The 24986-nt window shown below is 65.6% G+C and carries 21 protein-coding genes and 1 riboswitch; of the genes, 16 read left to right on the top strand and 5 right to left on the bottom strand.

The features are described from left to right. Window positions 1-193 precede the first annotated feature (193 nt). From EO170_RS13930 to crcB, 5 genes are all read left to right on the top strand, one after another. Complete coding sequence (locus EO170_RS13930) at window positions 194-2551, top strand: DNA translocase FtsK (RefSeq protein WP_104582660.1); 2358 nt, start codon at window positions 194-196, stop codon at window positions 2549-2551. 188 nt (window positions 2552-2739) lie between these two features. After that, entirely contained in the window at window positions 2740-4692 is a 1953-nt protein-coding gene (locus EO170_RS13925) for a DUF3857 and transglutaminase domain-containing protein (protein WP_126945758.1), read from the top strand. A 96-nt stretch (window positions 4693-4788) separates the two neighbouring features. After that, a complete protein-coding gene (lolA, locus tag EO170_RS13920) occupies window positions 4789-5418 on the top strand; it encodes an outer membrane lipoprotein chaperone LolA (protein WP_126945755.1) in 630 nt (209 codons plus the stop codon). A 159-nt stretch (window positions 5419-5577) separates the two neighbouring features. Continuing rightward, on the top strand, window positions 5578-6867 hold the full coding sequence (locus tag EO170_RS13915) for a replication-associated recombination protein A (RefSeq protein ID WP_232087975.1): 1290 nt from the start codon (window positions 5578-5580) through the stop codon (window positions 6865-6867). A 2-nt stretch (window positions 6868-6869) separates the two neighbouring features. Then, a riboswitch (Fluoride riboswitch) is annotated at window positions 6870-6938 on the top strand. Window positions 6939-7052: 114 nt separating this feature from the next. Then, window positions 7053-7454, top strand: coding sequence for a fluoride efflux transporter CrcB (gene crcB / locus EO170_RS13910; protein WP_126945752.1), 402 nt, complete (start codon window positions 7053-7055; stop codon window positions 7452-7454). A 339-nt stretch (window positions 7455-7793) separates the two neighbouring features. Here crcB and EO170_RS13905 read toward each other — a convergent pair whose 3' ends face one another. The 3 genes from EO170_RS13905 to EO170_RS13895 all read right to left on the bottom strand — a co-directional run bounded on the left by EO170_RS13905 (window position 7794) and on the right by EO170_RS13895 (window position 12192). Then, window positions 7794-8999, bottom strand: coding sequence for an acetyl-CoA C-acyltransferase (locus EO170_RS13905; protein WP_016901771.1), 1206 nt, complete (start codon window positions 8997-8999; stop codon window positions 7794-7796). Between the two features lie 162 nt (window positions 9000-9161). Beyond that, entirely contained in the window at window positions 9162-11534 is a 2373-nt protein-coding gene (locus EO170_RS13900; RefSeq protein WP_126945749.1) for a 3-hydroxyacyl-CoA dehydrogenase/enoyl-CoA hydratase family protein, read from the bottom strand. A 25-nt stretch (window positions 11535-11559) separates the two neighbouring features. Beyond that, window positions 11560-12192, bottom strand: coding sequence for a TetR/AcrR family transcriptional regulator (locus tag EO170_RS13895; protein ID WP_024940119.1), 633 nt, complete (start codon window positions 12190-12192; stop codon window positions 11560-11562). 217 nt (window positions 12193-12409) lie between these two features. Here EO170_RS13895 and ndk point away from each other — a divergent pair, with 217 nt between their 5' ends. From ndk to glp, 8 genes are all read left to right on the top strand, one after another. Continuing rightward, window positions 12410-12835 carry a nucleoside-diphosphate kinase gene (gene ndk, locus EO170_RS13890; RefSeq protein WP_024940120.1) on the top strand — a complete coding sequence of 142 codons (426 nt, stop codon included), beginning with the start codon at window positions 12410-12412 and terminating at the stop codon, window positions 12833-12835. An 18-nt stretch (window positions 12836-12853) separates the two neighbouring features. Then, complete coding sequence (gene rlmN, locus EO170_RS13885) at window positions 12854-14059, top strand: 23S rRNA (adenine(2503)-C(2))-methyltransferase RlmN (RefSeq protein ID WP_104582654.1); 1206 nt, start codon at window positions 12854-12856, stop codon at window positions 14057-14059. Window positions 14060-14069: 10 nt separating this feature from the next. Then, window positions 14070-14858 carry a type IV pilus biogenesis/stability protein PilW gene (gene pilW / locus EO170_RS13880; protein WP_119128876.1) on the top strand — a complete coding sequence of 263 codons (789 nt, stop codon included), beginning with the start codon at window positions 14070-14072 and terminating at the stop codon, window positions 14856-14858. Then, window positions 14855-15715, top strand: coding sequence for a helix-turn-helix domain-containing protein (locus EO170_RS13875; RefSeq protein ID WP_104582653.1), 861 nt, complete (start codon window positions 14855-14857; stop codon window positions 15713-15715). The genes pilW and EO170_RS13875 overlap by 4 nt, the downstream gene beginning before the upstream one ends. A gap of 70 nt (window positions 15716-15785) precedes the next feature. Continuing rightward, window positions 15786-16424: a tetratricopeptide repeat protein gene (locus EO170_RS13870; RefSeq protein WP_104582652.1), complete on the top strand. Its 639-nt coding sequence runs from the start codon at window positions 15786-15788 to the stop codon at window positions 16422-16424. Further along, on the top strand, window positions 16424-17641 hold the full coding sequence (gene bamB, locus EO170_RS13865) for an outer membrane protein assembly factor BamB (protein WP_164740240.1): 1218 nt from the start codon (window positions 16424-16426) through the stop codon (window positions 17639-17641). Before EO170_RS13870 ends, bamB begins: the two co-directional genes overlap by 1 nt. Window positions 17642-17651: 10 nt before the next feature. After that, a complete protein-coding gene (gene der, locus EO170_RS13860) occupies window positions 17652-19049 on the top strand; it encodes a ribosome biogenesis GTPase Der (RefSeq protein WP_016904421.1) in 1398 nt (465 codons plus the stop codon). 188 nt (window positions 19050-19237) lie between these two features. Further along, window positions 19238-20458 carry a gephyrin-like molybdotransferase Glp gene (gene glp / locus EO170_RS13855; RefSeq protein WP_104582650.1) on the top strand — a complete coding sequence of 407 codons (1221 nt, stop codon included), beginning with the start codon at window positions 19238-19240 and terminating at the stop codon, window positions 20456-20458. A 270-nt stretch (window positions 20459-20728) separates the two neighbouring features. On the opposite strand, the gene moeB is transcribed toward glp, so the two are convergent. After that, complete coding sequence (gene moeB / locus EO170_RS13850; RefSeq protein WP_115677193.1) at window positions 20729-21871, bottom strand: molybdopterin-synthase adenylyltransferase MoeB; 1143 nt, start codon at window positions 21869-21871, stop codon at window positions 20729-20731. Window positions 21872-21975: 104 nt separating this feature from the next. On the opposite strand from moeB, the gene EO170_RS13845 reads away from it, so the two are divergent. From EO170_RS13845 to xth, 3 genes are all read left to right on the top strand, one after another. Further along, window positions 21976-22191, top strand: a complete 216-nt coding sequence (locus EO170_RS13845; RefSeq protein WP_104582649.1) for a hypothetical protein — start codon at window positions 21976-21978, stop codon at window positions 22189-22191. A gap of 504 nt (window positions 22192-22695) precedes the next feature. Further along, complete coding sequence (locus tag EO170_RS13840; RefSeq protein WP_104582648.1) at window positions 22696-23274, top strand: DUF4142 domain-containing protein; 579 nt, start codon at window positions 22696-22698, stop codon at window positions 23272-23274. 221 nt (window positions 23275-23495) lie between these two features. Next, window positions 23496-24488, top strand: coding sequence for an exodeoxyribonuclease III (xth, locus tag EO170_RS13835; RefSeq protein WP_126945742.1), 993 nt, complete (start codon window positions 23496-23498; stop codon window positions 24486-24488). Between the two features lie 10 nt (window positions 24489-24498). Here the strand turns inward: xth and EO170_RS13830 are convergent, their stop codons facing one another. Continuing rightward, on the bottom strand, window positions 24499-24789 hold the full coding sequence (locus EO170_RS13830; RefSeq protein ID WP_104582646.1) for a hypothetical protein: 291 nt from the start codon (window positions 24787-24789) through the stop codon (window positions 24499-24501). Window positions 24790-24986: the final 197 nt, after the last annotated feature.

Below are 24986 nucleotides of genomic sequence, written 5' to 3'. Positions count from 1 at the left end.
AGGCGGCGCGATGGAACTGCTTGAACCGCAGATGGCATGGTCCACCCCGTACGCGTAATCGACGCCGCCTCGTGCGGCGTTTTTTGTTGACCGGCGCGTGCCCGGGCAGGCGACGCTGATACAACAGCTGAAACCGCGGCCTCGGTCGTTTATTATCAACCACTAACAGCATTTTTCTAAGGTCTGGCTACAGGTGGCAAAGCAGGTTCCCGAACGCAGCAAGCCCGCTGAGGGCAAGACGTCCTCGCGCAAGACAGCGGTGGCGGACAATCCGCGTCGGCAAAAGCTCTGGCGCGATCTGGCATTGATCGCGGTGGCGCCGCTGCTGCTGTATCTGCTGGCCAGCCTGTTCACCTATTCGAGCGCCGATCCCGGCTGGTCGCAGACCGGCAGCGTGGTCGCGCCGGTGCACAACATGGGCGGCCGCGTCGGCGCCTGGACGGCCGACGTACTGCTGCAGCTGTTCGGTTATGTGGCCTTCCTGCTGCCGGTGGTACTGGGAGCGGTGGCCTGGATCGCCTTGTTCGGCATGGACAAGGAAGGGCAGGCCGAAGCCGATCTGGGGCCGGCATTGCGGCTGGTCGGCATGGTCGGGTTCTTGATCGCCTCGACCGGCTTCCTGCATCTGCGCCTGTTCAACGGCGATGTGGCCGGGGCCGGTGGGATCCTTGGGCGCTTGGTCAGCAATTCGCTGAGCGCCGGGTTCGGGGCGCTGGGTGCCAACCTGTTCGTGCTGGTGCTGCTGCTGGTGTCGATCACCCTGGCCACCGGCCTGTCGTGGTTTGCGGTGATGGAGCGTATCGGCACCTGGGTGCTGGCGCTGGGGCCGTTGATGCAGCGCAAGACCCACCAGGCCAGCGAGTGGCAGCAGACCCGCGTGATGCGCGAAGAGCGCGAGGAAGTGCGCAAGGTCGATGCGGTCAAGCAGGCCAAGCGCGAGCCGGTCAAGATCGAGCCGCCGCCGGCACCGGTGGTGGAAAAGAGCGAGCGCGCCAAGCGCGATACCCAGATCCCGATGTTCCAGGGCGTCAGCACGGACGGTTCCGACCTGCCGCCGCTCGCGCTGCTGGACGATCCCAAGCCGCAGGCCAAGGGCTATTCGGAAGAGACGCTGGAGACGTTGTCGCGGCAGATCGAGTTCAAGCTCAAGGACTTCCGCATCGAGGCGCAGGTGGTCGGGGCCTATCCGGGCCCGGTGATCACCCGTTTCGAGATCGAGCCGGCGCCGGGCATCAAGGTCAGCCAGATCAGCTCGCTGGACAAGGACATCGCGCGCGGGCTGTCGGTCAAGTCGGTGCGCGTGGTGGATGTGATCCCGGGCAAGTCGGTGATCGGCCTGGAGATCCCCAATGTCAGCCGCGAGATGATCTTCCTGTCCGAACTGCTGCGCTCCAAGGAATACGACAAGTCGGCCAGCCCGCTGACGCTTGCCCTGGGCAAGGACATCGCCGGACGCCCGACCGTCGCCGACCTGGCGCGCATGCCGCATTTGCTGGTGGCCGGTACCACCGGCTCGGGCAAGTCGGTGGCGGTCAACGCGATGGTGCTGAGCCTGCTGTTCAAGGCTTCGCACAAGGAACTGCGGATGCTGATGATCGACCCGAAGATGCTGGAACTGAGCGTCTACCAGGGCATCCCGCATCTGCTGGCGCCGGTGGTCACCGACATGAAGGAGGCCGCCAACGGCCTGCGCTGGTGCGTGGCCGAGATGGAGCGCCGCTACAAGCTGATGAGCGCGGTGGGCGTGCGCAACCTGGCCGGCTTCAACAAGAAGATCAAGGACGCCATCGACGCCGGCCAGCCGATGATGGACCCGTTGTTCAAGCCCAACCCCGAACTGGGCGAAGCGCCGCGGCCGTTGGAAACGCTGCCGTTCATCGTGATCTTCATCGACGAATTCGCCGACATGATGATGATCGTCGGCAAGAAGGTCGAGGAGCTGATCGCGCGCCTGGCGCAGAAGGCGCGTGCGGCCGGCATCCATCTGATCCTGGCCACGCAGCGGCCGTCGGTGGACGTGATCACCGGCCTGATCAAGGCCAATATCCCGACCCGCGTGGCGTTCCAGGTCAGCTCCAAGATCGACTCGCGCACCATCCTGGATCAGTCCGGCGCCGAAGCGCTGCTGGGCAACGGCGACATGCTGTACCTGCCGCCGGGCACGGCGCTGCCGGACCGCGTGCATGGCGCCTTCGTCAGCGACGAGGAAGTGCATCGGGTGGTCGAGCACCTCAAGGCCAGCGGGCCGGTGTCGTATGTCGACGGCGTGCTGGACGAAGTGCAGACCATGGGCGACGGCACCGTAGTTGGTGCGACCGGCTTGCCTGAGAGCAGCGGTGGTGGCGGCGACGAGTCCGACCCCTTGTACGACGAAGCCTTGCGTATCGTCACCGAAACCCGGCGCGCCTCGATCTCCGGCGTGCAGCGGCGCTTGAAGATCGGCTACAACCGCGCTGCACGCCTGATCGAAGCGATGGAAGCGGCCGGCGTGGTCAGCCAACCCGAGCACAATGGCGACCGCACCGTGCTGGCGCCGCCGCCGCCCAAGTAACCGGCGGCCGGCAACGCGGCGCGTGTCCGCCTGCCGGTGGCAGAGCGGGATTCCACGCTGATCCGGGCTGCCTGTGCGTGCCCGCGCGCAGGGATGCGGTGATGTTGGAGGCCGGTGCCTGACGCTGCGGCGTGCACCGGCTACCCTGTTGCACGAGGGCCGCTCCGGTCCGCCGCGATTCAAGGCCCATGCTGCGTCGTTCCGTGTTGCTGCTCCTGCTGCTGATCTCATTGCCGTTGCTGGCCCAGGCCCAGGCCCAGGCCCAGGCCCAGCAACAGCCCGCCCCTGCTGCCGCTGCGGCGCGCGCGCAGGCCGACACCAACTACAGCTTCGTGCGCTATCGCGCCGACTACGAAGTGCGTGCCGACGCCAGCAGCGTGGAAACCGACGAGTACGAGATCCTGCTGAAGACCAAATCGGCGGTGGAGCAGTTCAGCCAGGTGCGGCTGAGCTACAGCGAGAAGATGGAGACCCTGGAGGTGCTGCAGGCCTACACCGTCACCGCCGAAGGACTGCGCCAGGACGTGGCGCCCGACAAGATCTACACCCAGGAAAGCTATTCCAGCGCCGCGGCGGCGATGTATGCCGACCGCAAGGTCAAGGTGGTGGTGTTCCCGAATCTGGCGCCGGGTGCGCGCATCGTCTATCGCGTGCGGCGGGCGCAGAACACGCCGTACTTCCCCGGGTACTTCAGCCTGTGGGAAACCTTCAGCGTGTTCGCGCAATACGACGATGCGGTGGTCACCCTGGTGGCGCCGAAGGCATTGCCGATGCATTTGTCGGTGCGCGGGCTGCAGGGCGGGACCAGGCCGGTGGTGCGCGGCGACCAGGCGCGCTGGGAGTGGCGCTATCAGCGCACCGCGCCGATGAAGAACCAGAACTGGAGTGCGGCGACCTGGGAATTCAGCCCCACCCTGATGGCCAGCACCTTCGACAGCTGGTCGCAGATGGGCCTGGCCTATCACGTCAAGGGCGGCCGCGCTGCCGCGGTGACGCCGGCGATCCAGGCGCTGGCCGACGAAGTGACCCGCGGTATCGACGCGCCGCGCGCGCAGGCCGCCGCGTTGTACGCGTGGGTGGCGCGCAATATCCGCTACGTGGCGGTGTACCTGGGCAACGGCGGGCTGGAGCCCAATAGCGCCGACAGCATCCTGGCCAACCACTATGGCGACTGCAAGGACCACACCGTGATCCTGGAAGCCTTGCTGGCGGCCAAAGGCATCGCCAGCACGCCGGTGCTGATCGGTGCCGAAGGCGGGCCGACACTGCCGCCGATTCCGGTGCTTGGCCGCTTCAACCACGCCATCACCTACATCCCGGCGTTCGACCTGTATGTGGATTCGACCAACCCCTATGCGCGCTTCGGCCAGTTGCCGGCCGGCGATCTCGGCGCGCCGGTGGTGCATACGCTGGACGGCAAGGTCACGCATACCCCGCCCAACGACCGCAAGGTCAATCGCTATGTCGCGCGTACCGAGTACCGCTTTACCCACGAGGGTGGGCTGCACGGCCTGACCACGCTCGACAGCGGGCAGACCGGCGAGGTGGGGCTGCGGGCGATGTTCGTGCAGCTCAATGCGCAAAACCGCAATCGCATCGAGGAGTCGATCATTGCGCAGTCCGGCTTCGATGGCACCGGCGATCTGCTGATCCAGGGCGACCCGCTGGACCTGGATGCGCCGTTCAACTATCGCTACGCGTTCCAGGCCGACGATGCAGTGGATTTTTCGGTGGTCGGCGGCATGACCTTGCCGGATATGCCCGGCGCTGAATCCACCCGTGGCATCTACACGACCACCTCGGCCGAAGACAACCTGACCCCGTTCTACTGCAACGACAGCGTGCGCGAAGAGACCTATGTGGTGAGCTTTCCGGCGACGGTGCCGATCATCGCGATCCCGCGCAGCAGCCGCTTTCGCAATGCCGCTGGCGAGTATGCGGTCGAGTGGACGCGCCAGGGCCAGACGGTGACGGCGGTGCACCGGTTGCAGCGCGCTGCAGTGCGTGGGCCGCAGGCGCTGTGTCAGCCGCAGGATTACCGCGCGTTTCGCGAGCTCTACCAGCAGGTACGGCGCGGTTTTCGCGGGCAGATCGTGTATGGCGATCTGTCCAGGGTGCAGACCGCACAGGGAATGGACTGACCGGCCGCCGCCGCGATCTGAACGCATCACGCGATAGCGCTCGCCCATTCATCTACGAAGTACCAGAATTGACGCATTCCCTTTCTGGAAACTGCGATGCATCGCCAGCTCCGTTATGCCGTCCTCGCCACCGCTCTGTTTGCCGGCACCGCGTTCGCCGGCGCGCGCCAGGAGCTGGATACGTTCACGCGCGGCCTCAAAGGCCTGGACGGGCAGTTCAGCCAGCAGGTTTCCGATGCCAATGGTCGGGTCAAGGAGCGCGCGAGCGGGCGGGTGGCATTGTCGGCGCCGCGCCAGTTCCGTTGGGAGTACGCCAAGCCCTACCGGCAATTGATCGTGGCCGACGGCAAGAAGGTCTGGGTGTTCGACCCGGATCTGGAGCAGGTGACCGTGCGCGCGCAGGGCAGCGAAGAACAGAACAGCCCCCTGGTCGCGTTGATCGACCCGGCGCGCCTGGACAAGCAGTACGACGTCAGCGAAGAGGCCGCGCCACGTGACGGACTGCAGTGGCTGTCGCTGACGCCCAAGGTCGACACCGAGGCCAGCTTCCAGATGGCCTCGCTGGGGTTCGGCAAGGATGGCCTGGCCAGGATGGAAGTGGTGGACGCGGTCGGCCAGCGCACTGCGATCAGCTTCAGCGGCTGGAAGCGCAATCCGGCATTCGCTGCCGACACCTTCCGCTACACGCCGGGCAAGGACGTGGACGTGGTCGGCGACGCGCACTAAGCCGTCGCCTGCAGCATCCGCACAGCCAATGGCGTTCTTCGCAGAAGGTCGCTGGCTGACGCGATACAATGCCGCGTGGCACGAACCAAGCTCCCCATCGCTCCCGAAGCCGATCTGCTCAGCGTAGACGGCGAGCATCTGCGCCCGCTGGCCGAGCGCATGCGTCCGCGCACCCTCGACGAGATGGTCGGGCAGAAGCGACTGCTCGCGCCCGACAGCGCATTGCGACGCGCGGTGGAATCCGGTCGCGTGCATTCGATGATCCTGTGGGGCCCGCCCGGCTGCGGCAAGACCACCCTGGCACTGCTGCTGGCGCATTACGCCGATGCCGAATTCAAGGCGATCTCGGCGGTGCTGTCGGGTTTGCCGGAGGTGCGGCAGGTCCTGGCCGAGGCCGCGCAGCGTTTCGCCAGCGGACGCCGCACGGTGTTGTTCGTCGATGAGGTGCACCGCTTCAACAAGGCGCAGCAGGATGCATTCCTGCCGCATATCGAGCGTGGCACGATCCTGTTCGTCGGTGCGACGACCGAAAATCCCTCGTTCGAATTGAATTCGGCATTGTTGTCGCGCTGTCGCGTGCACGTGCTGGAGGGCGTTTCGCCGCAGGACATCGTCGAGGCCTTGCAACGTGCCCTGCATGATCCAGAGCGCGGGCTGGGGCAGGAAACGCTCCAGGTCAGCGATGCCTCGCTGCTGGAAATTGCCAGCGCCGCCGACGGCGACGTGCGCCGCGCGTTGACCCTGCTGGAGATTGCCGCGGAACTGGCAGGCGGCGAGGGTGGCCAGATCACCCCGCAGACGCTGCTGCAGGTGCTGGCCGACCGCACGCGTCGGTTCGACAAGAACGGCGAGCAGTTCTACGACCAGATCTCGGCGCTGCACAAATCGGTGCGCAGTTCCAATCCCGATGCCGCGCTGTACTGGCTCACGCGCATGCTCGACGGCGGCTGCGACCCGGCATACCTGGCACGCCGGCTGACCCGCATGGCGATCGAAGACATCGGCCTGGCCGATCCGCGCGCGCAGAGCATGGCGCTGGAAGCCTGGGACATCTACGAGCGTCTGGGCAGCCCTGAAGGCGAACTGGCGTTCGCACAATTGGTGCTGTACCTGGCCAGTACCGCCAAGTCCAATGCCGGCTATGCCGCCTTCAATCAGGCCAAGGCCGAGGTGCGCGCCACCGGCACGCAGGAGGTGCCGCTGCACCTGCGCAATGCGCCGACCAAGCTGATGAAGACGCTCGGCTACGGGCAGGACTATCAGTACGACCACGATGCCGAAGGCGGGATCGCGCTGGACCAGACCGGCTTTCCGGATGCGATGGGCGAGCGGGTCTACTACAACCCGGTGCCGCGCGGACTGGAGATCAAGCTCAAGGAAAAGCTCGACCGTCTGCGCGCCGCGCGCGAACAGGCACGGGCTGACAAGGTCGGCAAGCCCACGGCATAATCGGCTGTGCAGGAGATGGCATTCCTCCTTGAACCGCACGCACCTTGCGCGCTGATGATGCCTGCCCACCCCCGCCGGGGCGGCAGGTCTGTGCCCCGGCATCTTTTCTCGCTCAGGAACTGGATGCTGCTGACCATGCACGACACTTCGTTGAAAACCCCTTCGGCCGCCTGCCGAGTGCGCGCATGAACGCACCGGTGTGGTGGCAGCAATTGCTGTTGGCGATGACCGGCGGTGCGCTGGGTTCCGGCCTGCGCTTTGCCATTGGCGCGTCATTCCTGCAGCGCTTCGGCAACGGATTTCCGTGGGGCACGTTGACGGTGAATCTGCTCGGTTCGTTCGTCGCCGGCGTGCTGCTGGTCTGGCTGGATGCGCGCGGCCCGTCGAGCTGGCCGCTACGGGCCTTGCTGATCGTCGGCGTGATCGGCGGGCTGACCACGTTCTCTTCGCTGATGATGGAATGCCTGGTGTTTGCACGCACGGATCGGTCCGCGATGATCGGCGTGTATCTGGCCATCACGCTGGTGGCCGGACTGGCGCTGGTGTTTGCCGGTGCGCGTACCGGTCAGTGGCTGGTGGCGCGCTAGGCTTGCGTCCGCTGTGCGCTCGCGAGAGTGAAGCGAAGACCGGGATGCGTTGGCATTGCGTGCGCGCCACGCTGGCTATCGAACGGCTGGCACGTTTTGGGCGTTCTTGCCGCAGACGCCGCCGGGCGGCAGTCAATGCGCCGATCGGGAGCCCTGCTCAAATGTGACGCTCGGCCAGCGTGCCTATCGGGCGTGCAACGGATGCATGGTTCCGCTTGCATCCGCTGACGACCGCCCGCACTGGCGCATAAAGAAGGCGTGCTTGCGCACGCCTTGGTTGACTGACAGCCGCGTCAGCGTTGCGAGATCGGCTTGGCAGCCGATCTCGCGATCCGTGACTTAAAGCGCTTCGATGATGCCGGCCGCGCCCATGCCGGTGCCGATGCACATGGTGACCATGCCGTACTTCTGCTGGCGACGGCGCAGGCCGTGCACCAGGGTGGCGGCACGGATCGCACCGGTGGCGCCCAGCGGGTGGCCCAGGGCGATGGCGCCGCCGAGCGGGTTGACCTTGGACGGATCCAGTTCGCTGTCGCGGATCACCGCCAGTGCCTGCGCGGCGAAGGCTTCGTTGAGCTCGATCCAGTCGAGCTGGTCCTTGGTCAGGCCGGCCTGCTTGAGCGCCTTGGGGATTGCCGCGATCGGGCCGATACCCATCACTTCCGGACGCACGCCGGCCACCGAGAAGCTGACAAAACGCGCCAGTGGGGTCAGGCCGTAATCCTTGATCGCCTGTTCCGAGGCCAGCAGCACCGCACCGGCGCCATCGCTCATCTGCGAGGAATTGCCGGCGGTGACGCTGCCGCCGAACTGGCCATTGCGGAACACCGGGCGCAGCTTGGCCAGGCCTTCCAGCGAGCTGTCCGGGCGCGGGCCTTCGTCGGTGTCGACCAGGCGCTTGCGCAGTGCGATGACATTGCCGGCCAGGTCGGGCTGGTGCGAGAGGATCTCGTACGGAGTGATCTCGTCGCGGAACTCGCCGGCAGCAATGGCGGCAATCGCCTTCTGGTGCGAAGCGAGTGCAAACGCATCCTGATCCTCGCGCGAGACCTTCCATTCCTCGGCGACCTTCTCGGCGGTGATGCCCATGCCGTAGGCGATGGCAACATGGTCGTCGGCGAACACGTTTGGCGACATGGCAACCTTGTTGCCCATCATCGGCACCATCGACATCGACTCGGTACCGCCGGCCAGCATCAGGTCGGCATTGCCCAGGCGGATCTGGTCGGCGGCCATCGCCACCGCCTGGATACCGGACGAGCAGAAGCGATTGATGGTCTGGCCGGCCACGGTGTTGGGCAGGCCGGCGAGCAACACGCCGATGCGCGCCACGTTCATGCCTTGCTCGCCCTCGGGCATCGCGCAGCCGATGATGGCGTCGTCGATGCGCGACAGGTCGATGCCCGGCGCCTGCGCCACCACTGCGCGCAAGACGTGCGCCAGCATGTCGTCGGGACGGGTATTGCGGAACACGCCCTTGGGCGCCTTGCCCACCGGCGTACGCGTGGCGGCGACGATGTAGGCTTCTTGAATCTGCTTGCTCATGGCTATCTCCGATAGCCGGGATTGGGGATTCGGGATTGGGGATTCGCAACTGCGGATCCTGATTCCTGAAGGTTCCTGCCCGGCGGATGAATTTGGTGGAAGCGAGAAGGTTGGAGGGCAGGGGAGCCGCTGTTGCGAATCCCCAATCCCAAATCCCGAATCTCAGTTCCTCAACGGCTTACCTGTCTTGAGCATGTGCCCAATCCGTGCCTGGGTCTTTTCCTGCTGGGCCAGTTCGACGAAGTGCTTGCGCTCCAGCTTGAGCAGCCATTCTTCGTCGACCAGCGCGCCGCGATCGACCTCGCCGCCGCACATCACCGTGGCGATGCGGGTGGCGATTTCATAGTCGTATTCGCTGATGAAACGGCCTTCCAGCATGTTGACCAGCAGCATCTTGAAGGTGGCGATGCCGACGTCGCCGGCGACCTGGATGCGGCGTGCCGGCAGCGGAGCGCGGTAGCCGCCCTCGGCCAGTGCGCGCGCTTCGGCCTTGGCGATGTGTAAGGCCTCGAAGCCGTTGAACACCACCTTGTCGGTGGCCCGCAGCAGGCCCAGCTCCTTGGCATTGACCGCCGAATTGGAGACCTTGGCCATCGCGATGGTTTCGAAAGTCTTCTTCAGCTCAGCGAACACGTCGCCGCCCGGACCTGCCGCCACCGAGGCGCGCGCGGCGATTTCCTTCAGCCCGCCGCCGGCCGGCAGCAGGCCGACGCCGGCTTCGACCAGGCCGATGTAGCTTTCCAGCGAGGCCACGGTCTTGGCGCTATGCATCTGGAACTCGCAGCCGCCGCCCAGCGCCAGCCCGCGCACCGCCGAAATCACCGGCACCTGCGCATACTTGATGCGCTGGCTGGTGGCCTGGAAGTTGGCGACCAGCGCTTCGAACGCATCGACCTTGCCGGCCTGCAGCAGACCCAGCGCACCGGCCAGATCGGCGCCGGCGGAGAAGGGCTCCTTCTGCTGCCAGATCACCAGCCCGGCGAAGTCCTTCTCGGCGCGGCCGACGACCTCCTGCAGACCATTGAGCACGTGGTCGGAGACGGTGTTCATCTTGGTTTTGAAGCTGACCACGGCGATGTCGTCACCGTCGTGCCACATGCGCACGCCGTCGTTTTCGAACACCGTCTCGCCCGGCGAGAACTGCTCGCCCAGCAACGGGTCGGGGAAGCGCTGGCGCTTGTATACCGGCAACGCCGAACGCGGCAGCTTGGCATCGCGTGCCGGGCTGTACGAGCCCTCGGCTGCATGCACGCCGTCGCGGCCGTCGAACACCCAGTTCGGCAGCGGTGCGCTGCTCATGCTCTTGCCGTTGGAGATGTCTTCGGCAATCCACTGCGCCACCTGCTTCCAGCCGGCAGCTTGCCAGGTCTCGAACGGGCCGAGCGACCAGCCGTAGCCCCAGCGGATCGCCAGGTCCACGTCGCGCGCGGTCTCGGCAATATCGGCCAGGTGGTAGGCGCTGTAGTGGAACAGGTCGCGGAACGTGGCCCACAGGAACTGCGCCTGCGGGTGCTGGCTCTCGCGCAATTTGGCGAACTTCTCGGCCGGGTTCTTGATCTTGAGGATCTCGACCACTTCCGGCGCTGCACTGCGGTCGGCGGTCCTGTAATCCTGCTTCTGCAGGTCCAGCACCACGATGTCCTTGCCGACCTTGCGGAAGATGCCGGCACCCACCTTCTGACCGAGCGCGCCCTTGCCGATCAACGCATCCAGCCACTTGGGCGATTTGAAATATTGATGCCACGGATCGTCGGGCAGGGTGTCGCCCATGGTCTTGATCACGTGCGCCATGGTGTCCAGGCCGACCACGTCCGAGGTGCGGTAGGTCGCCGACTTCGGGCGCCCGACCAGCGGGCCGGTCAGCGCATCGACTTCGTCGAAGCCCAGACCGAACTCGGCGGTGTGGTGGATGGTGGACAGGATCGAGAACACGCCGATGCGGTTACCGATGAAGTTCGGGGTGTCCTTCGCATACACCACGCCCTTGCCCAGCGTGGTGACCAGGAAGCTCTCCAGGCCTTCCAGCACGGCCTTATCGGTGCCCTTTGCGGGAATCAGTTCGGCCAGGTGCATGTAGCGCGGCGGATTGAAGAAGTGCACGCCGCAGAAGCGGTGACGCAACTGCTCGGGCAGCACGTCGGAGAGCTTGTTGATGCCCAGGCCCGAGGTATTGGAGGCCAGCACGGCATGCTCGGCCACGAACGGGGCGATCTTCTTGTACAGGTCCTGCTTCCAGTCCATGCGCTCGGCGATGGCCTCGATGATCAGGTCGCAATCGCGCAACTGCTCCAGGCCGCTCTCGTAGTTGGCCGGAGTGATCGCCTCGGCCAGCGCCTTGCTGGCGAGCGGGGCAGGGCTGAGCTTGCCGAGGTTGGCGATGGCCTTGAGCACGATGCCGTCGGCAGGACCCTCCTTGGCAGGCAGGTCGAACAGCACGGTGTCGACACCGGCGTTGGTGAGATGCGCGGCGATCTGCGCGCCCATGACGCCGGCACCGAGCACGGCAGCACGACGGACTAGCAACGGATTGGACATAGCGATGAGCCTTTGGTGTGAGCGACTACGGTGTGGAATGGGTACGGAAACCCGGTTCTGCAAAACGGATCAGTTCGCGCGCGGCGCGCGCGCGGTGGTCGGCCTCGCTGACGCCGGCCGGCCGCTTGATGAGGCCGAAATCGGCCATGGCATAGGTGAGCGCACCGGCGAGGAAATCCAGGCGCCAGTAAAGCTCCTCCTTGCTCAGGCCCGGCACGCAGGCAGCGATGGCCTTGCCGAATTCGCGCAGCACATGCCCGTAGTGGTCGGACAGGAACTTGCGCAGGTTGTCGTTCTTTTCGGCGTAGGCGCGCGCAATCACGCGCACGAACGCGCCGCCGCTCTGGCGGTCCTGGGCCATCGCCAGGGCCGGCTCGACGAAGGCCGCGAGCACCGCGGTGAGCTCGCCTGGCTGTGACTTCCTGGCCGCCTCCAGTTGCTGCAGGCGCGCGGCGGTCATCTCGTCCATGCGGCGGCGGAACACCTCGTTGACCAGGTTTTCCTTGGAACCGAAGTGGTAGTTGACCGCGGCGATATTGACGTCGGCCTGGGTGGTCAGCTGGCGCAGCGAGGTCCCGGCGAAGCCATGCTGGGCAAACAGCTCCTCGGCCGCGCCGAGGATGCGGTCCTTGGTGGAGAAGTGGGCGGGCTTGGGCATGCGCGGGACGAAACTCAATCAAACGATTGTTTGAGTCTACGGGCTGGCCGCCGCGCCGGTCATGCGGCAGCGCAGCACGATTCAGGGGGCGGTGTGCAAATGCAGCGATGAAGAGATAGAATTGACCATCGCAAAGAAGCCTAAGCCCGCGTTTTGACGCGGGTTTTTTTCATGATAATCTCGGGCCTTCAGTGGCCCGCCCAACGGAGATCTTCCCATGGCGCTGGAGCGCACCCTGTCCATCATCAAGCCCGACGCCGTTGCCAAGAACGTCATCGGCGAAATCTACAGCCGTTTCGAAAAGGCCGGCCTGAAGATCGTGGCATCCAAGTACAAGCAGCTGTCGCGTCGCGAAGCCGAAGGCTTCTATGCCGTGCACCGCGAGCGTCCGTTCTTCAACGCGCTGGTCGAGTTCATGATTTCCGGCCCGGTGATGATCCAGGCGCTGGAAGGCGAGAACGCCGTTGCCGCACACCGTGACCTGCTGGGCGCGACCAATCCCAAGGACGCCGCGCCGGGCACCATCCGCGCCGACTTCGCCGACTCGATCGATGCCAACGCCGCCCACGGCTCGGATTCGGTCGAGAACGCTGCCAACGAAGTCGCGTATTTCTTTGCCGCCACCGAAGTGGTCTCGCGCTGAGGCCGAGAGAGTCGAATCGTGAATGAGGTCGTGATCCCCTCCGTGCTGCAGGACGTTCCCGTCCGTGCCCCGGAACTGCGCAAGCAGAACCTGCTCGACCTCGACCGCGAGGGACTGGAGCGCTTCTTCGCCGACACGCTCGGCGAAGCGCGCTACCGTGCCCATCAGGTGATGAAGTGGATCCACCATCGCTACGTCACCGATTTCGACCAGATGACGGACCTCGGCAAGGCGCTGCGTGCGAAGTTGCACCAGCATGCCGAGGTCCTCGTCCCGAATGTCGTGTTCGACAAGCCGTCCACCGACGGGACCCACAAATGGCTGCTGGCCATGGGCACCGACGGCAAGAACGCGATCGAAACCGTCTACATCCCCGACAAGGGCCGCGGCACGCTGTGCGTGTCGTCCCAGGTCGGCTGCGGCCTGAACTGCACCTTCTGTTCGACCGCCACCCAGGGCTTCAACCGTAACCTCACCACCGCCGAGATCGTCGGGCAGGTGTGGGTGGCGGCGCGCCATCTGGGCAACGTGCCGCACCAGCAGCGCCGCCTCACCAATGTGGTGATGATGGGCATGGGCGAGCCGCTGATGAATTTCGACAACGTCGTGCGCGCGATGAGCGTGATGCGCGACGACCTGGGCTACGGCCTAGCCAGCAAGCGGGTGACGCTGTCGACCTCGGGCCTGGTGCCGATGATCGACCGGCTCTCGACCGAAAGCGATGTCTCGCTGGCGGTCTCCTTGCATGCCGCCAACGACACGCTGCGCGAAAGCCTGGTGCCGTTGAACAAGAAGTACCCGATCGCCGAGCTGATGGAGTCGTGCGCGCGCTATCTGCGCGGCAACAAGAAGCGCGATTCGGTCACCTTCGAGTACACCTTGATGAAGGGCATCAACGACCAGCCCGAGCATGCGCGCCAGCTGGCCCGGTTGATGCGGCAGTTCGACAATGCGGTGCAGTCCAAGGACGCCGGCAAGGTCAATCTGATCCCGTTCAATCCATTCCCGGGCACGCGTTATGAGCGCTCGGGCGAGACCGAGATCCGCGCCTTCCAGAAGATCCTGCTCGATGCGCAAGTACTGACGATGGTGCGCCGTACCCGCGGTGACGACATCGACGCCGCCTGTGGGCAGCTCAAGGGGCAGGTCATGGACCGTACCCGTCGACAGGCGGATTTCCTGCGCACCCTGGAAGGGCAGGCCGGTCGAGATGCGGCAGCGTGATCTTGCCGTCATGGCGGCCGCGGCGATCGCGCTGAGCGTGGTCGGCTGCGGTGGTCGCAATGCCAAGGCGGGCTCGGTCCAGACGGTCGAGGAGGTCGCGCAGGTGCACTCGTTCCGCGACAGCAACGCAACCAAGAATCGTCTGGCGGTGCAGGAGAAGCTCGGTCTGGCCAATAACCGGCTGCAGATAGGCGACTATGCCGCTGCCGAGGAACAGGTCCGTGCAGCCTTGAAGAAAGATCCCCAATCGGTGGATGCCATTGGGTTGCTCGCGCTGATTCAGGGTGCCAAGGGCGATGTTTCCGGCTCCGGTGCCTCTTACCGCCGGGCTGCGGAACTTGCACCGCAGCGTGGCGATGTCTTGAACAATTACGGCGCATGGTTGTGCGCGAACGGCTCGCCTGCCGAAGCCTTGCTCTGGTTCGATCGCGCCCTGACCGACAGAAACTACGCCTCGCCCGCCTCTGCATTGGGCAATGCAGGCGGTTGCGCGCTCAAGGCCGGGCAGCCGGAACGTGCAGCCAGTGACTTGCGGAAAGCGCTGGAACTGGATCCGCTCAATCCGTACGCACTCGAGTCGATGGCGCGTTCGGAAGCGACACGTCGCAATTATTTCGAAGCGCGCGCCTTTATCGAACGACGGCTTGCGGCTGCACCGGCAACCGCTTCCGTGTTACAACTCGCCATTCAGATTGAGCAAGGGCTGGGCGACAAGGTAGCTGCCAGCCGTTACCAACAGCGGTTGGTCAGGGAATTTCCTGACGCAGCGACCGCCAACTCCGGGGCCAATGCATTGTGATCAGTGATTCCAATCCGAACCCTTTCGAGCAGGAAAAGGGCTGCGGACAGCATTTGCGCGACGCGCGCGAAGCGGCAGGTCTGAGCGTGGACGAAGTCGCCGGCAAGCTGCGCATGCCGGCGCATGTGGTGCGCTCGCTGGAGCAGGAAGAATGGCAGCGCCTGGGCGCGCCGGTCTTTGTGCGTGGTCAGTTGCGCAGCTATGCGCGCCTGCTGCATGTGGACCTGGAGCCATTGCTGAAGCAGGCCACCATTGCGCCGATCGAGCCGGTCAAGCTGGTCAGTCATACGCATACGCCGCGGGCGCGGCGCATCCTGGAAAGTACGGCGCGCAAGGCGATGTATGTGGTGATCACCGGCGTGTTCGCGGTGCCGGTGTGGTATGCGACCCGCTCGCACCTGGATGGCACGGTGCCCAGCACGGTGTCGCTGGACAGCATGCCCGAGACGCCCAGGGCCGGTACCCCGGCCAACGCTGCAACACAGCCGGCCGGCGCGCCGCGCGAGCAGCCGGCCCCGTACATCGCCTCGATGACGCCAGTGCCGCGCGCCACGCCCGAGGTCGAGACGCCTGCAGCGGCGTCCGCCACTGGCGGCAGTCTGTCGTTGAGCTTCAGTGGCGACAGCTGGGTGCAGATTCTGGCGCCCGATGGCAGCGCGGTCGAAAAAGCACTGGTGCGTGCCGGCGAGCGTCGCAGTTATTCGCCCGGGCAGGTGGGCCGGGTCGTGCTGGGCAACGCGTCGGCGGTAGAGGTTCAGCAAGGCGGCAGTATCGTCGACGTGAGACCGTTCCAGCGCGCTAACGTCGCCCGTTTTGCGGTATCCTCCGACGGCTCCGTGGTACCTGCTTCCGAGTGAAGCGGACTGCGGTTTTTCATTTTTCCCTATTGATGTTCCGCGCCTCCGGGATGACGGAGCGAGAGTACGCATGGCGATCGACGATCTGCTGGACGAACACGAACAAGGCGAACGCGTTCGTTCCTGGTTGAGAAAGAATGGCGCAGGGCTGATTGGCGGCGTCGTACTGGGCCTGGCCCTGATCCTGGGCTGGCAGTGGTGGCAGAAGCACACCGCCACTCAATCGGTGGAAGCCAATACTCGTTACGAGGCGGTGGTGAAGTCCATCCAGGGCAAGGACCTGGACAAGGCGGCCAAGGACATCGTGGCGCTCGATGACGGCAAGGGTGGAATCTACGCCGAGCTGGCTGCATTGCGTCTGGCCAAGGCCCAGGTGGATGCCGGCAAGCATGCCGAGGCGATCAAGACCTTGCGCGACGTGCCCGCCGAAGGCGAGCTCAAGCAGATCGTGCAGCAGCGCCTGGCGCGCGTGCTGACCGAAAGCGGCAAGCCGGACGAAGCGATCACGCTGCTGGCCGATGCGCAGGATCACACCAGCCTGGAGATCCGCGCCGATGCGCTGGTGGTGCAGGGCAAGCCGGATCAAGCGCGTGCGCTCTACGCCAAGGCCCTGACCACGGTGGACGTGGCCTCGCCGCAGCGCCGTTTGCTGGAAACCAAGCTGATGGATGTGGGCGGCAAGGTGCCCGATCCGGCGGAGCCGATTTGATGAAGCAGGTTGATATGTACAAGCGCATTGCATTGATCGCCCTGATGGGCGTGTCGCTGGCCGGTTGCAGCACCGTCAAGGGCTGGTTTGCCGGGAAGGACGCTGCCGCCAAGAAGGCGCAGGAACCTGCCGAGCTGGTCAAGTTCGAGCCGTCGGTCAAGGTCGACAAGATCTGGTCCACCGGCGTGGGCAAGGGCGAAGGCCATATCGGCGTGCGTCAGCGTCCGGCGGTGGCCGATGGCAAGGTGTACGCCTCGGCGATCACCGGGGGCGTGCAGGCACTGGACCTGCAGACCGGCAAGCGCGTGTGGGAATACAAGCCCAAGAAGGAAGAGCGCAACGATCGCAAGTTCAAGCAGCGCCTGTCCGGCGGCCCCGGCGTCGGCGAAGGCCTGGTGGTGATCGGCACGCTGTCTGGCGACGTGATTGCGTTGAACCAGGCCGATGGCACCGAAAAGTGGCGTGCCAAGGTGCCGAACGAAGTCATCGCTGCACCGGCCATTGCACAGAACCTGGTGTTGGTGCGCAGCAACGATGGTCGCGTCACTGCCTTCGACGCAGCCACCGGCGAGCGTCGCTGGTTCCATGCCGAAGAAGGCCCGACCCTGTCGGTGCGCGGCAATGCACCGATCGTGACCGGCCCGGGTGTGCTGTTCGTCGGTAACGATAGCGGCACCTTGAGCGCGCTGGCGTTGCAGGACGGCCGCCCGTTGTGGGAACAGGCGATTGGTGTGCCGGAAGGGCGCACCGAGCTGGAGCGCATGTCCGATGTGGACGGCGCGCCGGTGCTCGACGGCACCACGCTGTATGCGACCAGCTTCAAGAACGAGACTCTCGCACTGGAAGGCCCGAGCGGTCGTCCGCTGTGGACGCGCGATCACGGCGGCGCCGGTGGCGTCGGCGTGTCGTCCGCGGTGGTGGTGGTGTCCGACAACGCCGGCTCGGTGTGGGGCCTGGACAAGAGCAGCGGTGCGGCGATGTGGTCGCAGGCCGCGCTGGCGCGTCGCTCCCTGACCGGTGTGGCCATCCAGGGCGATTACGCCGTGGTCGGCGATTACAAGGGCTATCTGCACTGGCTGAAGCTCAGCGATGGTGCACTGGCCGCGCGCGCTCGCGCTGGACGCGACACGCTGCTGGCGCAGCCGATCGTCGTGGATGGCATTCTGTTGGTACAAAACACCGATGGCGATATCACCGCCTTCCGGTTGGCACAATAAGGACTTCGCGATGCTGCCCCTGGTCGCCCTGGTCGGACGGCCCAATGTCGGCAAGTCCACCATCTTCAATGCGCTGACGCGCACCCGTGACGCGCTGGTCCACGACCAGCCCGGCGTCACCCGCGACCGTAACTACGGGGTGTGTCGTCTCGACGAGGAGCGCCCGTTCATCGTCGTCGATACCGGCGGTATCGCCGGCGACGAGGAAGGCCTGGCCGGCGCCACCGCACGCCAGGCACGTGCCGCGGCCGGTGAAGCCGACTTGGTGCTGTTCGTGGTCGACGGCCGCGAAGGCGCCTCCTCGCTGGATGACGAGATCCTGGCCTGGCTGCGCAAGCTGGCGCGGCCGACCGTGCTGGTCATCAACAAGATCGACGGCACCGACGAGGAGACCGTACGCTCGGAATTCGCGCGCTACGGCTTCTCCGACGTGGTGGCGCTGTCTGCCGCGCATCGGCAGGGCATCGACGAGTTGCTCGAGGAAGTCGGCGCACGCCTGCCCGAGGAAGGTGCCGGCGAGTTGCTGGATACCGACCCGGCACGTGTGCGCATCGCCTTTGTCGGCCGCCCGAACGTGGGCAAGTCGACGCTGGTCAATCGCCTGCTCGGCGAGGAGCGCATGATCGCCTCGGAAGTGCCGGGCACCACGCGCGATTCGATCGCCGTGGACATGGACCGCGACGGGCGCCAGTACCGCTTGATCGACACGGCCGGCCTGCGTCGCCGCGGCAAGGTTGAGGAGGCGGTGGAGAAATTCAGCGCGTTCAAGACGCTGCAGGCGATCGAGCAATGCCAGGTCGCGGTGCTGATGCTCGATGCCGGCGAAGGCGTCACCGATCAGGACGCGACCATCCTGGGGGCGATCCTTGATGCCGGTCGTGCCCTGGTGGTGGCGATCAACAAATGGGACGGGCAGAGCGACTACCAGCGTGCGCAGGCCGAAGACCTGCTGTCGCGCAAGCTGGGCTTCGTCAGCTGGGCCGAGGCGGTGCGGATTTCCGCGCTGCACGGCTCGGGCATGCGCGAGCTGTTCCAGGCGATCCATCGTGCACACGCGTCGGCTACGCACGAGTTCAGCACCAGCGAAGTCAACCAGGCGCTGGAAATCGCCTACGAGACCAATCCGCCGCCGAGCATCCGTGGCCATGTCTCCAAGCTGCGTTACGTGCATCCGGGTGGCGCAAATCCGCCGACCTTCATCGTGCATGGCACGCGCCTGAAGGTGCTGCCGGAGTCCTACAAGCGCTATCTGGAAAACTTTTTCCGCAAGCGCTTCAAGCTGGTCGGCACCCCGGTACGTTTCATCTTCCGCGAAGGTGCCAATCCGTACGAGGGCAAGAAGAACACGCTCACCGAACGGCAGGTGGCGCGCAAAAGACGGTTGATGAAGCACGTCAAGGGCAAGTAAGCAGGGCACTCAGGGCACCAGCCACGCCTGGCGCGCGATCGTCAGGTGGAGTGAGTGCCGGACCCTTTCTTGCCATGGCGATGCGGCGCGTACCACACCGGGGGTACCGGCATTGACCTGCTTGCGGCACCTGCACGCGCGGTGCCGGGCGCTCCGGGCCGTCGTGTCGCACTGGTATCCTGCGTGCCATGACCGACTATCCTTCCCGCATTCCCTATGCGCAGGCATTGCAGATCCTGCAGGCCGTCGCAGCCAACAGCCGTCCGCCTGACGAAAACATCGCCACCTCGCGTGCCGATGGGCGCATCTGCGCTGCCGATCTGATTGCGCCGCTTGCATTGCCGCCCTTCGCCAACAGCGCGATGGATGGCTTTGCGTTGCGGCATGCCGATGTCGCTGCTGGCGATGCGTCATTGCAACTGGTCGGCGAACAATTCGCCGGCGAGCGCTGGACCGGCACGCTGAGCGCGGGCCAGTGCCTGCGCATCACCACCGGTGCGCCGCTGCCCGATGGCGCCGATACCGTGATCCCGAAGGAAGATGCGCAGGAGCGCGATGGCGTGGTGCGCTTCCGCACGGCGCCTGCCTTGGGTGCGGCGGTACGCCAGGCCGGTAGCGACGTGCGCGCGGGCGACCTGGTGATACAGAGCGGGCAGGTGTTGACGCCTGCCCGGATTGGACTGGCGGCTGCGCTGGGCCTGTCGCGGCTTGCAGTGGCGCCGCGGCCGACCATTGCGGTGCTGGCCACCGGCGATGAGCTGGTGGAGCCGGGCATGCCGTTGGGGCCGGGACAGATCTACAACAGCAACCGCGACATGCTGATGGCGCAGCTGCGGGCACTGGGCTATGCGCCGACCGCCTGGCCGACCCTGCCCGACGATCCGCAACGTATCCGCACGATGCTGGAAGATGCGGCTGCGGCCTTCGACGTGGTGATCACCTGCGGCGGCGTCTCGGCGGGAGAGAAGGATTATCTGCCGCAACTGATCGGCGAACTGGGCCGCATCCACTTCTGGCGCGTGCGCATGCGCCCGGGCATGCCGGCGGTGCTGGGCCAGATTGGGCGCTGCCTGGTGCTGGGCCTGCCGGGCAACCCGGTCTCGGTGCTGGCGACATTGATCGCCTACGGCGTGCCGTTGCTGGATGGCCTGCAGGGACGTAGCGAGCCGCGTCAGTCCTGGCATGCGGCGCTGGCAAGCCCGTGGGAAAAACGCCACGAGCGCCTGGAGTTCCTGCGCGGGCGCCTGGAGTGCGGCGAAGACGGACGTCTGAGCGCGTTGCCGCACCGCGGCGATGCATCGCATCTGTTGCGTGGCGCGGCCGACAGCAATGCCCTGATCGTGTTGCCGGAACAGGCGCGGCGCTTCGAGGCGGGCGAGATCGTGCGGGTGATTCCCTACGCGCTGTGATCCCTTGGTGAACCAGGCGCCGCCAGCAGGAAATACCGTGCCTGACGCCAGCGGGCGCGGCCGCTGCACGATGCGGCAGGTGCCCCGGTTTCTGGTCCATGCGGTTGCTTCCGCGCCGTTCGCACGCATCCGCCAACGGTGCGTCACATGGTGTCGGCGACGCCGAGGGAACGACGACACGCAGCGGAAGACATCGCCTGTCCATGCAGCAAGCCGGCGCACGGGGGATCGGCGGCAACCACGCCGCCGATGTCCGTTCGGTCGCCGCTCTCAGCCGATTGCGCTGCCGCAGAACGCGGCGTAATCGGCATAACCGGCGAATGCGACGCCAGGTGCGCAGACCGGGCACTGCGGGTCGGGCGGCAGGCGGATCTCGCGGAACCGCATCGCCAGCGCATCGAAGCTGAGCAAGCGTCCGGTGAGTGTGTCGCCGATACCGAGCAGCAACTTGATCGCCTCGGTGGCCTGCAGCAGTCCGATCACGCCGGGCAGCACGCCCAGCACGCCGGCTTCGGCGCAGCTGGGCGCGAATTCGGCTGGCGGTGGCTCGGGAAACAGGCAGCGATAGCACGGTGCCTGGCCGCGCTTGCGGCCGGCATCGAACACGCTCAGTTGCCCTTCGAACTGCTGTACCGCGCCGTAGACCAGCGGCTTGCCGAGTTTGACGCAGGCGTCGTTGAGCAAATAACGCGCAGGAAAATTATCGGCTCCGTCGACCACGACATCCACGTCCTCGAGCAAGGCGTCGACATTGTCGGCAGTCACGCGCGCCTGCCGCGCTTGGACCTGCACGCGTGGATTGAGCGCGGCAATGCGCTGCGCGGCCGAGCTGACCTTGGCAATGCCGACGCTGTCCTCGACATGCAGGATCTGGCGCTGCAGATTGCTGCGGTCCACGACATCGTCATCGACGATCCGCAGCTGGCCGACGCCGGCGGCGGCGAGATAGAACGCCGCAGGCGAGCCGAGCCCGCCTGCACCGACGAGCAACACGCGCGAACGCGCCAGGCGCTGCTGTCCTTCAAGACCGACCTGCGGCAGGCGCAGATGGCGCGAATACCGCTCGAGAAAATCCTGCTCGTCGGGCGGCAGGGTCGGGCGCACCAGGGGGAGGCCTGCGCTCGTCCATGCGGTGGTGCCACCGAGCACCGAAGACACCTGCGTATAGCCCTGCGCGCGCAGGATCTCCGCCGTGTGTGCCGAGCGCTTGCCACTCTGGCAGATCAGCACGATCTCGCGCGCCTGCTCCGACAGGTGCTGTGCGGGTGCGGTTTCCAGATCGCGCTGCGCAATGGCCAACGCGCCTTCGGCCTGGCCGCCGGCACGCTCGTGCAGCTGCCGGATATCGACCAGCAAGGCACCTTGCAGGGCGCGCAGGCGGGCGTTTGCAGGGGAGATGTCGTGGCTGCTCATGGCGCCATTGTCGCGCAAACGCAGGGCATGCGATGCACGGGCTTGCCATGTTGGCATCAGGCTCACCAGCACGGCGGTAGCGTGGTCGTACAAGGAGACCCTCAATGACACCTGATATCGACGCGCAACTGAAACAACTTGCCGATGCATTGCCTGATATGCGTCGCCAGCATCCGGACGACTTCTGGGATGTCTTCCACGCACGTGCAGAGAAGATCACCGCTGCCGCAGGCTCGCAGGAGCAGGCGGCGCAAATCGTCAAGCGGATCGACGACATCCTGGCGGCCAATCAGCTTGGACCTGCGGATCCCGGTGCCTGAGCCCGCGGTCCTCGATGCGTGGGCGTTGCGGTGAGCTAGGTTGGCCTATGCCCGATCCGCGCATCTCCAGCATCGACCGGCAGCAAGCCGGCGCGGCATAGTTGTAGCGCCGGCTTGCCCGCAGCGGTGCCTGCGCCGGTTCAGCCTGGCGCCGCAGTGTCGACATGCAATTGCTGCCAGCACAGCGTCAGGCCGCCACGCGGAACCGATGGAGGCTCGAGCCTCCGGCGCGCGTGCGTCCTGCGTTCGATCGCAACGCGGGTGTCGGGCTGCCGAGGATTGCAGGCAGTCCGATGATCCGAGCCATACGCGATCGCCACGGGATCCATTGGCGCACCGCATTGCGCTGCATCCAATGGCGCCGAAAAACTTCGTGACCTTCACTTGACGTGAAGTGCGGTGCGGTGCAGTAAGGTTTTTTCTCCGATCGTCGACACCGGTTCGACGATCGGGTCACGCGGGGAGGGCCAGCATGGAGGCACATCCTCTAGCGTGGAGATTCTCATGAAAGCACGTCACCCGATGTTTGCAGCGCTGGCCCTGTATTTGGGCGTCACCGTCGCTGCGCATGCGCAGGCTGCAACGCAGGCCGACATGCCGGCCGCCCCCCAGCAACAGGCGGCCAACAGCATGCCGAGCGCGAAGGAGCGCGAGGCGCTGGGCACCTTGAGCGCCATCAATACCAGCGAAATCAACGCGGCCAATCTCGCGTTGCAGAAGCAGGTGCAAGGCGGCGTGCGCGACTATGCGATGCAGATGGTCAAGGAGCACACCGAGAACAATCAGAAGCTGGCCAAATGGTCGCCGGATGTGTCTGCTGCCAGTGCCAAGGCGCAGATGAGCAAGGGCAAGACCGAACTGGCGACGCTGCAGAAACTCGACGCCAAGGCATTCGAGGCCGCCTACGTCACGGCGATGGTCAAGGACCACACCGATGCATTGTCAGCGCTGGACAAGCAGCTGATTCCCGCTGCCAAAACGCCGCAGGTGCTGACGCATCTACAGACCACGCGTAGCCATGTCGCCGACCATCTGGCGGCAGCCAAGGCCCTGCAGGCCGGCACGAAGGGTGCTGGACGCTGAGGCCTGTGCGCATGGCCGGCAAGTGGTGACTGACCGCCCGGTTGCCGCTGCAACGGGCGGTCCAGGTTTCGAGGGTGTCGGTCAAGACCGGCAACACAGGCTGATCGTCTGCTAGGCGTGGGTACCGATGCCAGCACGCGGCGGAGCTTCACTCCGCTTGAGCATCTGCTTAATGCCAGGCCGGCGATGCTGTTCCATTACGCTCATCTGGCCGTTCGCCCATGCCCGCCACCACCCGCAAGATCGCGACCTTCAACGTCAATGGCATCACTAGCCGGCTGCCGCACTTGCTGGAATGGTTGCAGCGCGAGCAACCGGACATCGTCGGCTTGCAGGAACTGAAAGCCACGCAGGATGCCTTTCCGGAGCAGGCGATCCGTAATGCCGGGTACGGCGTGATCTGGCAGGGCGAGAAGTCGTGGAATGGCGTGGCATTGCTGGCGCGTGGAGCCGATCCGGTGGAAATCCGTCGTGGGCTGCCATGGGACCGTGGCGATACGCAGAGCCGTTATCTCGAAGGGGCAATTCACGGGGTCGTGGTGGCCTGCCTGTATCTACCCAACGGCAATCCGCAGCCCGGGCCGAAGTTCGACTACAAGCTGGCATGGTTTCAACGCCTGATCCGGCATGCCAGGACGCTGGTGGATCTGCCACACCCGGTCGCACTGATCGGCGACTTCAACGTGGTGCCGACCGATGCCGACATCTATGATCCCAAAGGCTGGCGCAAGGATGCATTGCTGCAGCCGGAGAGCCGCCAGGCGTATCGGACCCTGCTCGACCAGGGCTGGACCGACAGTCTGCTTGCCGTCCACGGCCAGACGCCGATCTATACCTTCTGGGACTATTTTCGCCAGCATTTTGCGCGTGATCGCGGCCTGCGCATCGACCATCTGCTGCTCAATCGCACCCTGGCGCCCGGACTGCAGGACGCCGGCGTGGACAAGTGGGTTCGTGCATTGGAAAAGGCCAGCGATCACGCGCCGACATGGATCAGCGTGCATGTGCCGGACGTGGTAGCCGGGCCGGCACCGCAGGCCAAGGCTGTGTCCAAGCCGCGTAAACGGCCCGTCGCAAAGGCAGCTGCGGTGCGCAAGCCAACCGCGAAGACGGCGCCCAAGACCGGGACGAAGAAGACGCCAACGCGGCCCGCCACCAGCACGTCAACCGCACCCGCAAAGCCACGCAAGCTGGCGAAGAAACGCGCTGAATAATGCGGCAGGCTTAGCCGGTTCCGCTTGCATGGCGGCGCTCCGTCCGACGCTGCTTGATCCGGTGCAGCACATGGCCGGTGAGGGCGGTCAGCAGGATCAGTACGTTGCTGACGATAAACACTGCATTGCCGACCAGGTAGCTGTAGAGGATGAACAGCACCGAGGCGCTGATCTGGCCGATGAACAGCCAGCGCGACACGCCGTGCGCTGCGTCCGAGCGCCATTGCTTGTAGATCTGGCGGATCAAGGTGGCAATCAGGATGGTACTGGCAAGCCAGCCCACAAGGTCGACGGGTTGCATGCGGAACGGCTACCGTGGGGAACGGCGTGCAATAGTGCGAGGTGCCATGTGGGCGTGGCGTTCTAGCGGCTTCAAGCGACGCGCGCCATCGGCCAGACAGGCTTGTGCGTGCAGCAGGACGCAGCGATGCCGCAACCGCCATGCCTGTACCGGCCGCGCCCGGGGGCCGGTATCCTAGCCAGGTCATCCATCGCTCG

It is taken from the genome of Xanthomonas sp. BRIP62409, from assembly GCF_003992965.1.
GTDB classification, from domain to species: Bacteria; Pseudomonadota; Gammaproteobacteria; order Xanthomonadales; family Xanthomonadaceae; genus Xanthomonas; species Xanthomonas euroxanthea.
Note: the sequence above shows the minus strand (reverse complement) of the source record. Positions and strands in the feature narration are given on the sequence as shown.

Bases quoted from the DNA above. Each gene is read 5' to 3' on its own strand.
- EO170_RS13925 (WP_126945758.1), top strand. From the start codon at position 2,740: ATGCTGCGTCGTTCCGTGTTGCTGCTCCTGCTGCTGATCTCATTGCCG.
- lolA (WP_126945755.1), top strand. From the start codon at position 4,789: ATGCATCGCCAGCTCCGTTATGCCGTCCTCGCCACCGCTCTGTTTGCC.
- EO170_RS13915 (WP_232087975.1), top strand. From the start codon at position 5,578: ATGCGTCCGCGCACCCTCGACGAGATGGTCGGGCAGAAGCGACTGCTC.
- crcB (WP_126945752.1), top strand. From the start codon at position 7,053: ATGAACGCACCGGTGTGGTGGCAGCAATTGCTGTTGGCGATGACCGGC.
- EO170_RS13905 (WP_016901771.1), bottom strand. From the start codon at position 8,999: ATGAGCAAGCAGATTCAAGAAGCCTACATCGTCGCCGCCACGCGTACG.
- EO170_RS13900 (WP_126945749.1), bottom strand. From the start codon at position 11,534: ATGTCCAATCCGTTGCTAGTCCGTCGTGCTGCCGTGCTCGGTGCCGGC.
- EO170_RS13895 (WP_024940119.1), bottom strand. From the start codon at position 12,192: ATGCCCAAGCCCGCCCACTTCTCCACCAAGGACCGCATCCTCGGCGCG.
- ndk (WP_024940120.1), top strand. From the start codon at position 12,410: ATGGCGCTGGAGCGCACCCTGTCCATCATCAAGCCCGACGCCGTTGCC.
- pilW (WP_119128876.1), top strand. From the start codon at position 14,070: ATGGCGGCCGCGGCGATCGCGCTGAGCGTGGTCGGCTGCGGTGGTCGC.
- EO170_RS13870 (WP_104582652.1), top strand. From the start codon at position 15,786: ATGGCGATCGACGATCTGCTGGACGAACACGAACAAGGCGAACGCGTT.
- bamB (WP_164740240.1), top strand. From the start codon at position 16,424: ATGAAGCAGGTTGATATGTACAAGCGCATTGCATTGATCGCCCTGATG.
- der (WP_016904421.1), top strand. From the start codon at position 17,652: ATGCTGCCCCTGGTCGCCCTGGTCGGACGGCCCAATGTCGGCAAGTCC.
- glp (WP_104582650.1), top strand. From the start codon at position 19,238: ATGACCGACTATCCTTCCCGCATTCCCTATGCGCAGGCATTGCAGATC.
- moeB (WP_115677193.1), bottom strand. From the start codon at position 21,871: ATGAGCAGCCACGACATCTCCCCTGCAAACGCCCGCCTGCGCGCCCTG.
- EO170_RS13845 (WP_104582649.1), top strand. From the start codon at position 21,976: ATGACACCTGATATCGACGCGCAACTGAAACAACTTGCCGATGCATTG.
- EO170_RS13840 (WP_104582648.1), top strand. From the start codon at position 22,696: ATGAAAGCACGTCACCCGATGTTTGCAGCGCTGGCCCTGTATTTGGGC.
- xth (WP_126945742.1), top strand. From the start codon at position 23,496: ATGCCCGCCACCACCCGCAAGATCGCGACCTTCAACGTCAATGGCATC.
- EO170_RS13830 (WP_104582646.1), bottom strand. From the start codon at position 24,789: ATGCAACCCGTCGACCTTGTGGGCTGGCTTGCCAGTACCATCCTGATT.